10 protein-coding genes and 1 pseudogene are annotated in these 13,018 nt (G+C 72.6%); 3 read left to right on the top strand and 8 right to left on the bottom strand.

Annotated features, from left to right (window positions below):
* Positions 1-284: 284 nt before the first annotated feature.
* From WFH32_RS03945 to WFH32_RS03915, 7 genes and pseudogenes are all read right to left on the bottom strand, one after another.
* Complete coding sequence (locus tag WFH32_RS03945) at positions 285-1,022, bottom strand: N-acetylmannosamine-6-phosphate 2-epimerase (RefSeq protein WP_336706281.1); 738 nt, start codon at positions 1,020-1,022, stop codon at positions 285-287.
* Positions 1,023-1,128: 106 nt separating this feature from the next.
* Complete coding sequence (locus tag WFH32_RS03940) at positions 1,129-2,196, bottom strand: ROK family protein (RefSeq protein ID WP_336706280.1); 1,068 nt, start codon at positions 2,194-2,196, stop codon at positions 1,129-1,131.
* Positions 2,193-3,116 (bottom strand): dihydrodipicolinate synthase family protein, encoded by a 924-nt coding sequence (locus tag WFH32_RS03935; RefSeq protein WP_138824079.1) that lies wholly within the window; start codon positions 3,114-3,116, stop codon positions 2,193-2,195. The genes WFH32_RS03940 and WFH32_RS03935 overlap by 4 nt, the downstream gene beginning before the upstream one ends.
* 80 nt (positions 3,117-3,196) lie before the next feature.
* Positions 3,197-3,991 carry an ATP-binding cassette domain-containing protein gene (locus tag WFH32_RS03930; RefSeq protein WP_191795356.1) on the bottom strand — a complete coding sequence of 265 codons (795 nt, stop codon included), beginning with the start codon at positions 3,989-3,991 and terminating at the stop codon, positions 3,197-3,199.
* Positions 3,988-6,090 (bottom strand): dipeptide/oligopeptide/nickel ABC transporter permease/ATP-binding protein, encoded by a 2,103-nt coding sequence (locus WFH32_RS03925; RefSeq protein ID WP_336706279.1) that lies wholly within the window; start codon positions 6,088-6,090, stop codon positions 3,988-3,990. Before WFH32_RS03925 ends, WFH32_RS03930 begins: the two co-directional genes overlap by 4 nt.
* A gap of 1 nt (position 6,091) precedes the next feature.
* The gene (locus tag WFH32_RS03920; protein ID WP_051703016.1) at positions 6,092-6,994 is read right to left on the bottom strand and encodes an ABC transporter permease subunit; all 903 of its coding nucleotides are present in this window, start codon (positions 6,992-6,994) and stop codon (positions 6,092-6,094) included.
* 403 nt (positions 6,995-7,397) lie between these two features.
* Positions 7,398-8,741: pseudogene (locus WFH32_RS03915) on the bottom strand (ABC transporter substrate-binding protein); the annotation flags it as partial.
* A gap of 94 nt (positions 8,742-8,835) precedes the next feature.
* Between WFH32_RS03915 and WFH32_RS03910 the strand changes: the two are divergent.
* Both WFH32_RS03910 and WFH32_RS03905 read left to right on the top strand, forming a co-directional pair.
* Positions 8,836-9,651: a FadR/GntR family transcriptional regulator gene (locus WFH32_RS03910; protein WP_336706278.1), complete on the top strand. Its 816-nt coding sequence runs from the start codon at positions 8,836-8,838 to the stop codon at positions 9,649-9,651.
* Positions 9,648-10,280, top strand: coding sequence for an SGNH/GDSL hydrolase family protein (locus tag WFH32_RS03905; RefSeq protein WP_318243993.1), 633 nt, complete (start codon positions 9,648-9,650; stop codon positions 10,278-10,280). Before WFH32_RS03910 ends, WFH32_RS03905 begins: the two co-directional genes overlap by 4 nt.
* 421 nt (positions 10,281-10,701) lie before the next feature.
* Here the strand turns inward: WFH32_RS03905 and WFH32_RS03900 are convergent, their stop codons facing one another.
* A complete protein-coding gene (locus tag WFH32_RS03900) occupies positions 10,702-11,271 on the bottom strand; it encodes a TetR/AcrR family transcriptional regulator (protein WP_191795360.1) in 570 nt (189 codons plus the stop codon).
* 104 nt (positions 11,272-11,375) lie between these two features.
* On the opposite strand from WFH32_RS03900, the gene WFH32_RS03895 reads away from it, so the two are divergent.
* Positions 11,376-12,950: an MFS transporter gene (locus tag WFH32_RS03895; protein ID WP_404821997.1), complete on the top strand. Its 1,575-nt coding sequence runs from the start codon at positions 11,376-11,378 to the stop codon at positions 12,948-12,950.
* Positions 12,951-13,018 lie beyond the last annotated feature (68 nt).

Genomic DNA, 13,018 nt, shown 5'->3' with positions numbered 1-13,018 from the left:
CCCGCCCCGGGCGCGGGGCGGGCACGGCGCGGACCTCCGCCTCGGCACCGAGTCGGGTGCGGGGGTCCGGACTGTGGGGCTCCAGGTGCGAGGTGCCCGACGGCGGAGCGGGCGTCGGGCGGACAGGTGCGGGACCGTCGTGGTCCGGCGTTGCGGGGCCGGGTCGTCCGCGGCGGTGCGGGCGGTCCGGGGTGGGGCTGGGCCGGGGTGAGCCGGGGTGGGTCGATCGCGGTCGGGCGGGTCGAGTCAGGGGCTGAGAAGTGCTGAGGGGATGGCGGTGGGCGTCAGGCGGTGAGGGCGTCGACGAACCAGCCGGTGATGCTCGTGGGGTGGGTGATCGCGGTCCCGACGACGACCGCCCACGCGCCGGCGTCGAGCGCGGCGCGCGCCTGGGCGGGGGAGTGGACGCGGCCCTCGGCGATCACGGGGACGTCGAGGCGGTCGACGAGCTGGGCGAGCAGCTCGAGGTCCGGCCCGTCGGTGCACGGTCGTTCGCCTGTGTACCCCGACAGCGTCGTCCCGACGACGTCGACCCCGGCGTCGCGGGCCGCGAGCGCGTCGTCGAGGCTCCCGCAGTCCGCCATGACCAGGGCGGACGACTGCTCGCGCAGGCCCGCGACGGTCTGCGCGAGGCTCAGGCCGTCGGGGCGCGGGCGCCGGGTCCCGTCGATCGCGACGATCGTCGCCCCGGCGTGGGCGACGGCCGCCGCGTGGCGCAGGGTCGGGGTGATGAAGACGCCGTCGGTCCCGTCCTTCCAGAGCCCCGTGACGGGCGCCGTGATCCCGAGCTCGGCGAACGCGTGCGTGACGTGCTCGACGTCCGCGACGCCCTGGACACGGATGCCCACCGCGCCGCCGCGGACCGCGGCGAGCGCGACCTGGGTCATGGTCCGCGGGTCCCGCATGGCCTCGCCGGGGTAGGCCTGGCACGAGACGACGAGGCCGCCGCGCAGCGCGACGAGCGGGTCGGGGGGCACCGGTCCCGCGGTGGGCGCGGGGGCGGTCGACGGACGGTCGGTCACGGGATCCTCCGGGAGGCGAGGGGGGACGGTTGTCACGAGGTCACGAGGTCACGAGGTCACGAGGTCACGAGGTCACGAGGTCACGAGGGGGTACGGGGGCACCAGGTCACGGGGTTGCGAGCGAGGCGAGCGGTGCGACGGCCTCGGCCGTGCCGTGGTGGACGGGCGCGTCCGGCACGACGGACGTCCCTCGCGCCTCGTGCGCGACGAACGCGAGCCGGGCCGCTCCCAGGACGGCCGCGTCGCCGCCGAGCGTCGCGGTCACGACGGGCAGGCCGTCGAGCGCGGGCATGAGCTCGGACGCGACCGAGGCGGACAGGGTGTCCCACCACAGGCTCCCGGCTCCCGCGAGCCCGCCGCTGATCACGACGACCTCGGGGTCGAGCATGTTCGCGACGCCGCCCACCGTCCGGCCCAGGGCCGTGGCCGCGAGGACCACGGCCTGGTGCGCGACCGGGTCGACGTCGGTGAGCTGGCACACGACCCGAGCGGTCTCGACCGTGGGGTCGCCGCCGAGCCGCAGGTACAGGGCGTGCAGCGCGGGCCCCGACGCGATCGCCTCGAGGTGACCCGAGCGCGAGCACGTGCACAGCAGGCCCGCCGCCTCGGCCGCGGGCAGGTGGCCCAGGTGCCCGGCCACGTGGCGTGCGCCGTGCTGGGGCGTGCCGTCGAGCAGGAGCGTCGCCCCGACCCCGGTGCCGGCCGCGACGACGAGGGCCGTCCGCGTCCCCGCGCACGCCCCCAGCCAGTGCTCGCCCAGCGCGTGCGCGTGCACGTCGTTGTCGGTGTGCACGGGCAGGCCCGCCGCGGGTCCGCCCGTTGCCGCGAGGCGGGCGGCGGTCCCGCCCGCGAGGTCGGCGCCGGCCCACCCCGTCAGGGCGTCGGTCGCCGCCACGACGCGGCCGCGGCCCGAGTCGATGACCCCGGCCGAGCCGATGCCCACCCCGACCAGGACGTCGGGCGAGCCGGAGACCCCGGGGGCGTCGGCGCCGTCGGGCAGGAGGAGCGCGACCAGGCGAGCGACCGCGTCGAGGATCGCGTCCGCCCCCTCCCGGGCCGGGGTGGGGACCCCGGCCCGGGCGAGGACCGTGCCGTCGTCGCGGACGAGACCCGCGGCGATCTTCGTGCCGCCCAGGTCGATCCCGACGGCGGTGCGGTGGGTCGGGACGCTCACAGCAGCCCGGCCTCCGCGAGGATCACCTTGATCTGGTCCACGACCTCGCCCTCCAGAGCGGGGGCCGGGGTCGTCATGACGTTGGACCCGATCACGCCGAGGAGCTGCAGCGAAGTCTTGAACGCGCCCAGGCCGCTCGCGCCGCCGCTGTAGCCGCGGGGCTGGAAGACGATCTCGAACAGGGACGCGAGGCGGTCCTGCTCGTCGCGGGCCCGGGCCCAGTCGCCCGCCTGCGCCGCGTCCCACAGGCGCACGTAGCCCGCCGGGTCGACGTTGCCGAGGCCCGGCACGACGCCGTCGGCGCCGAGCAGGAGCATGCCGTCGACGACGACCTCGTGACCCGTGAACAGGCGCAGCGGGCTGCCCGCCGCACGGTTCGCCGCGACCAGGCGACGGAAGCCGACGTCGTCACCGCTCGAGTCCTTGACCCCTGCGATGACGCCCTCCGAGCCCAGGCGGACCAGCATGCCCAGGTCGAGCTTCGAGTGCACGCACACGGGCACGTCGTACGCGAACAGCGGCAGGTCGCTCGCCGCGGCGACGCCACGGAAATGACGCTCGATCTCGTCGTCGTTGGTGCGGATGTACAGGGGAGCCGTCGCGACGACCGCGTCGACGCCCGCGTCCTGCGCACGTCGGACCTGGTCCGCGACGCGGCGCGTCGTCAGGTCGATCACGCCCGCCATGACGGGCACGCGGCCCGCGGTGATCTCGACCGCCGCCTCCATGACCTGGGAGCGGCGGGCGTCGTCGAGGTACGCGACCTCACCCGACGAGCCGAGCACGAACAGGCCGTGCACGCCCGCGTCGAGCTGGCTCGTGATGAGGCGCTCGAACGACGCGCGGTCGAGCTCGCCGTCGGCCGTGAGCGGGGTGACGACGGGAGGGATGACACCGGAGAAGGTGGTCGTGGTGGGCACAGCGGACTCCAAGGATGGTGCGGTGGTGGGGGGGGGGGCGGGGGCGGCCCCCCCCCCCCCCCCGGGGGATGGGGGAACCGTCAGAGCAGGGTCGGCGCGGCGCCGAGCAGGGTCCGGGTGTAGTCGTTCGTCGGGCGGTCGAAGACCTCCTCGGCCGTGCCCTCCTCGACGACCTTCCCGAAGTACATGACCGCGATCCGGTCCGAGACGTACCGGACGGTCTGGATGTCGTGCGAGATGAACACGAGCCCGAGGTTCAGGCGCGCCTTGAGGTCCGTCAGGAGGTTGAGGACCTGGGCGCGCACCGAGACGTCGAGCGCCGACGTGGGCTCGTCCGCGACGATCACGTCCGGGTCGAGCGCCAGGGCGCGGGCGATCGCCACACGCTGGCGCTGACCGCCCGAGACCTGGCTGGGCAGCACGTCGAGGGCCGACTGCGGCAGGCCCACGAGGTCGAGGAGCTCGCTCACGCGGCGCTCACGGTCCCGGGGCGAGCCGATCTGGTGCACGTCGAGCGGGTCGCGCAGGATGTCGCGCACCAGCATGCGGCCGTTGAGGGCCGTCGACGGGTCCTGGAACACGATCGAGATCGCGCGCCCGAACTCCTTGCGGGTGCGGGCGTTGCGCTTGAGCACGCTGCGCCCGTCGAACACGACGTCGCCGCTCGTGGGGGCCTGGAGGCCCACCATGACCTTGGCGAGCGTCGACTTGCCGCAGCCCGACTCGCCCACGATCCCGATGGTCTCGCCGCGGCGCACGGCCATGTCGACCCCGGCGACCGCGTGGACGCGGTCCGGACGGAAGAGCTTGCCCGTGCGGGCCTTGTGCACCACGTGCACGTCCTTGAGCTCCAGGACAGGAGCGTCGTCGCTCATCGGGCACCTTCCTGGACCAGCAGTCCGCTGTCGGTCGACTCGGTGTGGCTGGCGTATCGGTGGTCGGTCCCCGGCAGCGTGCGCAGCGGGGGACGGGGCACGAACGCGTCCTGCGGCCGGGAGGACCGGGGAGCGAAGCGGTCGCCCGTCGCGAAGTCGCGCGGCGAGGGGACCGTGCCGGGGATCTGGTGCAGGCGCTCCGCGCCCGACTCGATCGACAGCACCGCCCCGAGCAGCCCGCGCGTGTACTCGTGCTGCGGGTTCATGAGCAGGCTCGGCACGGGGGCCGACTCGACGACCTGGCCCGCGTACATGACCGTCACGCGGTGTGCGAGCGACGCGACGAGCGCCAGGTCGTGGCTCACGAAGACCATCGCGAACCCGAGCTCCTCGCGGAGCTCGTTGAGCAGGTCCACGACCTGCTTCTGGACCGTGACGTCGAGGGCCGTGGTCGGCTCGTCGGCGACGACCAGTCGCGGGTCGCGCGTGAGCGCCATGGCGATGAGCACGCGCTGGCGCTGCCCGCCCGAGAGCTCGTGCGGGTAGCTCTTGAGCGTGCGCTGGGCGTCGAGGCCCACGAGCTCGAGGAGCTCGACCGCGGTGCGCGTCCCGCCCCTCTTGACGAGCTGGGCCATCTGGGTGCGGATCAGCATCGACGGGTTGAGCGAGCTGAGCGCGTCCTGGTAGACCATGGCCATCTCGTGGCCGCGCAGCGCGTTGCGGCGGGCCGGGGTCGCGGTGAGCAGGTCCACGCCGTCGAGCAGGATCTCTCCCGTGACCTGGGCGGACGCGGGCAGCAGGCCCATGACCGCGAGGCTCGTGAGCGACTTGCCGCAGCCCGACTCGCCGACCAGCGCCATGGTCTCGCCGGGACGCACCGCGAAGCTGATGTCGTCCACGACGGCCACGTCGCCGTGCCGCTCGGGGAACCTGATCGAGAGGTTCTTGACCTCGAGCAGGGGAGCGGCGTCACCGGTGTAGACCAGGCGGTCGGTGCGGTGGCGCTCGGCCACCCGCAGGCGGTCGAGCTGGACCGCGAGGGCCTCGCGCTGGACGGCGGCCGCCGCGACCGCGAGCTCCGGGTCGGGGACGACCGAGGTGTCCGCGACGAGCTCGTCGAGCACGCGCGGCTCGCGCAGGTCGGCGCCGCCCGTGTACTCGAGGGGGGCGTCGGCGTCGGGCTCGGTGAGCGGGTCCGTGGCGTGCGCGGCGTCCTCGGCAGCTGCGGCGCGGGCCTCGGCCGGTCTGCGGGCCGCGGGCCGGACCATCGCGTCCGTGAGGCCCTCGGACAGGACGTTGAGGGAGAGGACCGTGAGGAGGATCGCCATGCCGGGGAAGAAGGTCGCCCACCAGCCGCCGTTGAGGAGCAGGTTGCGGCCGTAGGCGATGACGTTGCCCCACGAGGGCTCGGGGTCCTGGACGCCTGCGCCGATGAACGACAGGCTCGCCTCGAACACGATCGCGTCGGCGACCAGGACGGTCGCGAAGACCATGATCGGGGCGAGGCAGTTGCGGGCCACGTGCTTCATCAGGATCAGCGACGTCCGCGCGCCGATGACCTTCTCGGCCGACACGTAGTCCTCGCCGAACTGGCTGAGCACGTTGGCGCGGACGATGCGGGCGATCTGCGGGGTGTAGAGGAACGCGATCGTGAAGATGAGGACCGGCAGGGACTTGCCCCACACGGCCACGAAGACCACGGCCAGGGCGATGCCCGGGAAGGCCATGATGATGTCGAGGATCCGCATGAGGGTCTCGCTCACGGCCTTGTGGGCCGTCGCGGCGACCGAGCCGAGGATCGCGCCCGCGACCAGGGCGACCGCGGTGGCTCCCAGGCCGATCACGAGCGAGTAGCGGGCACCGTAGACGATGCGCGAGAAGATGTCGCGACCCGTGCGGTCCGTGCCGAACCAGTGCTCGCCCGACGGCGGCTGGGCCGGCGTGCCGGACTGCAGCGGGTCGTAGGCCGCGACGAGCGGGGCGAAGATCGCCAGGAGCGCGACCAGGAGCACGAAACCGAGGGCGATCTTGGAGCCCAGGGGGAGGGCCGCGAGGCGCAGGCCCGGGCGGGACAGTCGTTCTGTCAGCTTCCGACGCATGTCACACCGTCCGGATTCGAGGGTTGACGACGAGGTAGAGGAGGTCGACCAGGATGTTGACGACCACGAAGGTCAGGGCGACGGTCAGCGTCACTCCCTGCACCAGGGCGGTGTCGCTCGCGGTCACGCCGTTGAGGATGAGCTTGCCCATGCCGGGCAGGTCGAAGATGACCTCGATGATGACCGCGCCGCCCATGAGGTAGCCGACGCGCAGGCCGAGCACCGTGATGGGTGTGATGAGCGCGTTGCGCAGGACGTTGCGCCCGACGACCACGCCGCGGGGCAGGCCCGAGCCGATCGCGGTGCGCACGTAGTCGCGGTCGAGCTCCTCGACCATCGCGGTGCGGACCACGCGGGTCAGCGACGCGGCGACGGGGATGGCGAGCGAGAGCGCGGGCAGGAACATCGAGGCGAGGAACATCCCGAAGTCGTCCGAGGGGTTCGTGTACCCGCCCGAGGGGAACCAGTCCAGGCGCAGCGAGAACTGCTGGATGAGGAGGATGGCGAGCCAGAACGACGGCGTCGCGACGCCCGCGATCGACAGGACGCGGATGGCCTGGTCAGGCCAGCGGTCACGGTAGAGGGCGGCGGTCACGCCGAGCACGAGCGAGAGCACGACGGCGATCGCCAGGCCCATGAACGTGAGCTGGAGCGTGAGCGGGAACGCGTTGGCGATGAGCTCGTTCACGGGCTGGGAGGGCGGGACGGTCATGCCCATGTCGCCGCGCACGAGGCCGGCCAGGAAGTTGCCGTACTGCACGAGCATCGGGTCGTTGAGCCCGTTCGCCGCCCGGTAGGCCTCCTTGGCCGCGTCCGTGGCGGACTCGCCGAGGGCGTTGGTCGCCTGGTCGCTGGGCGCGAACTGCATGACGACGAAGACGAGCAGGGTGATGCCCAGGATCATGACGGGCAGGGCGAGCAGGCGTCGTCCGGTCAGTCGTAGGAGCGCGGTCACGCGGTACTCCTCGGGGTCGGGGTGGGTGGCGGGGGGGCCCGGGCCCCCCCCCCCCCGCCCACCGGGGCGGGAGGCGGGGGGGGGGTACGGCCGGAAGGGAAAGGCCCGTGACGGGGAGGGGCTTGAACCCGTCGAGCGCCGAGTCCTCCCACGCGCTGGGCAGCTTGCGGTGCAGCAGCGGGTACAGCGGGACCTCGTCGGAGAGGATGTCGTACACCTCGCCCCAGGTCTTCTTCTGCTTGGCGGCGTCCGGCTCGGCGGCGCCCTGGTCGAGCAGGCGCGTGACCTCCGCGAACTCGGGCGTGCTCGCCCAGCGGTAGCGCTTGACCGGCCAGACCGAGCCCGAGTACCACCAGCGCAGCAGCAGGTCGGGGTCGTTGCCGAAGACCGACGGGTCGCCGGGGGCCACCATGACCTCGAGCCCGCCGTCGTCGACCTTCTTGTACTGCCCGCCGGACTGGCCGATGTCCAGGGTCGTGGAGATCCCGACCGCGTCGAGGTCCTCCTTGATGAGCGGGGCGACGTCCTTGACCCAGCTCGTGTCGGTCGTCAGCAGCGTGATCGCCAGGCTGCTCACGCCCGCGTCGGCGAGGAGCTTCTTGGCCTTGGCGGGGTCGTGCGAGTAGACCGTCGAGGCCTTGACGTACGACGGGTGCTCCTTGTGCAGGAAGCTGGTCGCCGCGGTCGCGTTGCCGAGCAGGCCCGTGCTGATGATCTTGTCCATGTCGAGCGCGTGGAAGAACGCCTGACGCACGCGCTTGTCGGTGAACGGCGCCTTGGAGCAGTCGAACATCATGAACAGCAGGCCGAACGACTGGACGGACTCGACGGTCACGGCGTTCGCGAGCCGGTCGGCGTCGAGGTAGGGCACGTCCTCGATGGCCTGGACGCGGCCCGACTCGACCGCGGTCACGCGGGCGGCGGCGTCGGAGAGCAGGTTCCACGTCATGGCCTTGGCGAGCGCCGGGCGGGAGCCGTTGTAGGCGTCGAAGCGCTCGAACGTGATCTTGTCGTCGACCGTCGCGCTCGTGAGCTTGTACGGACCAGAGCCCACGGGCAGCGAGTCGTAGGCCTTGGGGTCGGCCTCGACGATCGCCTTCGGGACGATCTTGACGACCGAGACGCGGTCGACGAACAGCCCGAACGGGTAGTTGAGCGTGAACGTGACGGTCTTGTCGTCCTTGGCGGTGACCGAGGCGAGGAACGGCAGGAACTGCGAGTAGAGCGAGGCGTTCGCCGGGTCGAGGACGCGGTTGAAGCTGAACACCACGTCGTCGGTCGTGACGGGGGAGCCGTCGTGGAACGTCGCGCCGTCGCGCAGCGTGACCTCCCAGGTGGTCTCGTCGATCTTCTTGGGCAGCTCCTTGCCGAGCGCGGCGTAGGGCGTGCGGGCTGCGGGGTCGAGCTCGACGAGGCCCTCGAGGACGTGCCAGTTGGCGGCCATGGTCACGGCGCCGGACGTCGTCATGGGGTCGAAGCCGGTCGACAGGGCGTAGGAGATGCCCGCCTCGATCGTGCCGTCGAGGTTGGGCTTGGCCCCGCCACCGGCGGGGGTGGTCTGCGGGTCGGCCGAGGTGGACGCGGGTCCGCCGCAGGCAGCGATCGTGCCTGCGATCACCGCTCCTGCGCCGATCACGCCGGCGAGCTTGAGGAAGCTCCGGCGAGAGGTGTCGGTCGCGTTCGTGCTAGTCGCCATCGAGGTAGCCATGAACTCTCCAGATATAGGACGTCTGATGTCTGACGCTGGTAGGGTTGAACCGTAGAGGCAATTTCTGAGGAGGTCAAGGCGCATGACAGCTACCGAGCCCGGGGGACATCTGGGCTTCGGAGGTCAGGGGGTGCGTCCCCCGACGACTACCGAACAGATCAAGGAATACATCCTGCGGGCACATCTGCGGCCCGGAGACCTGCTGCCGACCGAGGCCGAGCTCTGCTCGCTCCTCGGGGTCAGCAGGTCGAACGTCCGTGAGGCGATCAGGACGCTCGCGGCCCTCGACATCGTCGAGGTGCGGCACGGCTACGGCACCTACGTGGGCCAGCTCTCGCTCAAGCCGCTCGTCGAGGGACTCGTGTTCCGCGGGGTGCTGATCCCGGGCGACGACTTCTCGGCGCTGCGCGAGGTGGTCGAGGTGCGTCAGGCGCTCGACCTGTCGATGGCCGAGCAGATCGTCACCGAGATGGCCGGGACGTCGAACCCCGACCTCGAGAACCTCGTCGCCGCGATGGAGCGCAAGGCGCAGAAGGGTGAGGACTTCTTCGAGGAGGACCGGGAGTTCCACTCGCACCTGCTCGCGCACCTCGACAACTTCCTCGTCGCGCAGCTCGGCACCGCGTTCTGGGACGTGCACCAGGTGGTCTCGCCCAAGCTGGGCCTGCCGGCGCCCGAGCAGATCGACCTCACGGCGAAGGCGCACGGGGCGATGCTGCGGGCGGCCGAGGCGGGGGACGCCGACGCCTACCGGGCCGCGGTCGTCGCGCACTACGCACCGCTCCAGGACGCGCTCCGTCACGTTGCCGCCACGGTCGAGGCCGAGCGGGCCGCGACCGCGACGGTGACGGGGCGGGGCGAACGTCCCGTCGCGGCCGTCGAGGCGGGCACGGCGTGAGGCGCGCGGTGCTGGCGCCGGGGTCGCGGGCCGTCCTGATCGGCGACTCGATCACGGACGCCGGGCGGCTCGCGGAGGGGGAGTTCGGTCTCGGGCACGGCTATGCGTCCCGGGTCGCCGGCGTGTGCGGGCGTCACGGCGTCGAGGTGCTCAACCGTGGCGTGAGCGGTCACCGGGTCGTGGACCTCCGAGCCAGGTGGGACGCGGACGTCCTCGCGCTCGAGCCCGACCTCGTGTCGATCAAGATCGGGATCAACGACACGTGGCGCCGGTACGACGCCGGGGACGTGACGAGCGCCGAGGCGTTCGAGGCCGGCTACCGCGACCTGCTCGACCGCACGAGGGTCGGTGCGCCGCGGGCGTCGATCGTCCTGGTCGAGCCCTTCCTGGTGCCGGTCCGCGCGGAGCAGTGGGGCTGGCGCGAGGACCTCGACCCCAAGATCCAGGTCGTGCGGCGGCTCGCGGGGGAGTACGGGCTGCCGCTCGTGGCGACCGACGGGCCGTTCGCGCAGGCCGTCGCGACGAGCGGGCTCGGCCCGCAGGCCTGGGCGTACGACGGTGTGCACCCCACCCCGGCGGGTCACGACCTGCTCGCGGAGGCGTGGACCGGCGTGGTGCGGCTGGGGTGAGGCTGTCGCCCGGCCCCCGGGACGTCGTCGTGCCGCGGTCGGGAGAGGCGCCTCCTGCACCCGGACGTGTGCAGTGCGCAACACGGCCGGCGTCCGGTCTGGCGAAGGCGCGGCCGAGGGGGGACACTGGTCCGTGAGTGTCCCTGGGGCACTCCCTGACCGTCGTCTTCCCGGACGCGCCCACGCTACGGACCGTGGGACCGGGACGAGGTACGGGATTTCCCCGCGCTGCTCGCAGGGCGGGGGGACCGCATGAGGTGTGCGGGAGGAAAGGGGCGTCGGTTGCCACTGGGGGCGGCCGACGCCTCCCGCACGTCCGGGGTCGTCCGGCGCGGTCGGTCACGGTCCGGATCCTGCGCGGTGCCCGACGGCGTCGCACCGGTTCGCGCACCTGGCAGCGGTCGGGCGGGCGCGACGGGAGTCAGCGCCGGGTGCGCAGCGTGACCATCTCGTCGATCAGGCCGAGGAGCTCGTCGATCGAGCCGGCCCGGTCCTGGCTCGCGGCCGAGGGGGCCTCGCCGCTCGCGAAGTGCTCGCTGGCCTGGGCGTACAGGCCGTCGCCGATGAGCATGATCGCCCGGGTGAGGACGGGGTCGCCGACGACCTCGAGCACTGCGCCGGTCCAGGCGTCGTGGGCGTCGTCGAGCGCGGCACGGGCCTGCGGGTAGCTGCCCTGGGCCAGCCGTGAGACGGCGACGTAGACGAGCTCGAAGCCGCTGTCCGAGTCGGCGGACGTCCGGATGAAGTAGTCGACGGGGCCGGCCGGCCACGAGCGCATGGTCTCGACGTCCGCAGCGGTCAGCTCGCGCAGGAGCCCCATGAGCCCTTCGGCGAGCGCGATCTTGGAACCGAAGTGATAGAGCAGGCCACCCTTGGAGACGCCGGCCTCCGCGGCGACGGCGTCGAGCGTGGCCGCGCGTTCTCCCTGAGTGACGAGAAGGGTGGCGAATGCCTCGAGGACCTTGGCGCGAGCGGCAGGGGGCGGCGGCATCTTGAAAGTGTACCGTCCGGTCGGTTACTGTACCGTCTGGACGGTTGGCAGTCCGGCGCCACAGCGCCGCCCCGACCGTCCTCGTACGTGAAAGGACTGCTCCCGTGACTCTCGTCCAGGACAACCGGACGCCCCGGGACCCGAACGGCCCCCAGGGCGCCTCGACCAACCCCGCGACCTCCGGTACGCCGCTGACCCGCAACCGCCGGTGGATCGCGCTCGCCGTGCTCATGCTCCCCGTGCTGCTCGTCTCGATCGACAACACGGTCCTCACCTTCGCGCTGCCGCAGATCTCCGAGGCGCTGCGCCCCACGGGGACCCAGCTCCTGTGGATGATCGACATCTACCCGCTCGTGCTCGCCGGGCTGCTCGTCTCGATGGGCTCGTTCGCCGACCGCATCGGGCGGCGCAGGCTGCTGCTGGTCGGAGCCGTCGGCTTCGCCGCGATCTCGGTCGTCGCGGCCTACGCGCCCAGCGCCGAGGCGCTCGTCGCGTCGCGCGCCGGGCTCGGGTTCTTCGGCGCCATGATCATGCCGCCGACGCTCTCGCTGCTGCGCAACATCTTCACCGACCGCGAGGAGCGCCGGCTCGCGATCGCGATCTGGGCCGCGGGCTTCGCGGCCGGCAACGCGATCGGCCCGATCGCGGGCGGCTTCCTGCTCGAGCACTCGTGGTGGGGCTCGGTCTTCCTGCTCGCCGTCCCCGTGCTGCTGCTCCTCCTGGTCCTGGCACCGATCTTCGTGCCCGAGTCGAAGGACGCGAACCCCGGCCGGGTCGACGTCCTGTCGATCGTGCTCTCGATGGCGACCATGGCGCCGATCGTGCTCGGCATCAAGACGCTCGCCAAGTCCGGGCCCAGCGCGCTCGCCGTGGGTGCGCTCGTCCTCGGGGTCGTCGCCGGGTGGGTGTTCGTGCGTCGCCAGCTCGGGCGGCCCGACCCCATGATCGACGTGCGCCTGTTCCGCCGGGGCGAGTTCTCGGGAGCGGTCGTGATCAACCTGCTGTCCGTGTTCTCGCTCGTGGGTTTCCTGTTCTTCGTGTCGCAGGACGTCCAGCTCGTGATCGGACTGAGCCCCATGAAGGCCGGCTACGCGCTGCTGCCGGGGCTGGCCGCGATGATCGTCGCGGGCCTGCTCGTCGTGCGGGTCGTGCGCCGGGTCCGACCGTCGTACGTGGTCGCGGTCGCGCTGCTGTTCGCCGCGGCGGGCTACGCGATCGTGGCCCTGAGCGCGGGTGCGAGCACGCTCATGGTGCTCGTCGTCGCGTTCGTGGTCCTCGCGATCGGGATCGGCGCGGCCGAGACCGTGTCGAACGATCTGATCGTCTCGGCCGTCCCGGCCGACAAGGCCGGGGCCGCCTCGGCGATCTCGGAGACCGCGTACGAGGTCGGCGCCGTGCTGGGCACGGCCGTCCTCGGCAGCATCCTCACGGCGTCCTACCACCGCAACGTCGTCGTGCCCGACGGCGTACCGGTCGCGGACGCGACCGCAGCCGCCGAGACCCTCGGGGGCGCGACGCAGGTCGCCGAGACACTGCCGGCCGACCAGGCCCAGGCTCTGCTGGCCTCGGCGCACGAGGCCTTCGGCAGCGGCGTGGGGACGACGTCGTGGATCGGTTTCGGCCTCATGCTCGTGGCGGCCACGATCGCCCTCGTGGCGCTGCGCTCCGCGCGGGCGTGACATTCACCCGGATGCCGGCGAGCGTGCCCGCTGGCATCCGGGTGGCGGATCGGGAAGGGTGAGAGGTG

Origin of the sequence: Oerskovia sp. USHLN155 (assembly GCF_037145535.1) — a bacterium.
In the GTDB taxonomy this organism is placed as follows: Bacteria; Actinomycetota; Actinomycetes; order Actinomycetales; family Cellulomonadaceae; genus Oerskovia; species Oerskovia rustica.
This window is presented reverse-complemented; position numbering and strand designations above follow the sequence as displayed.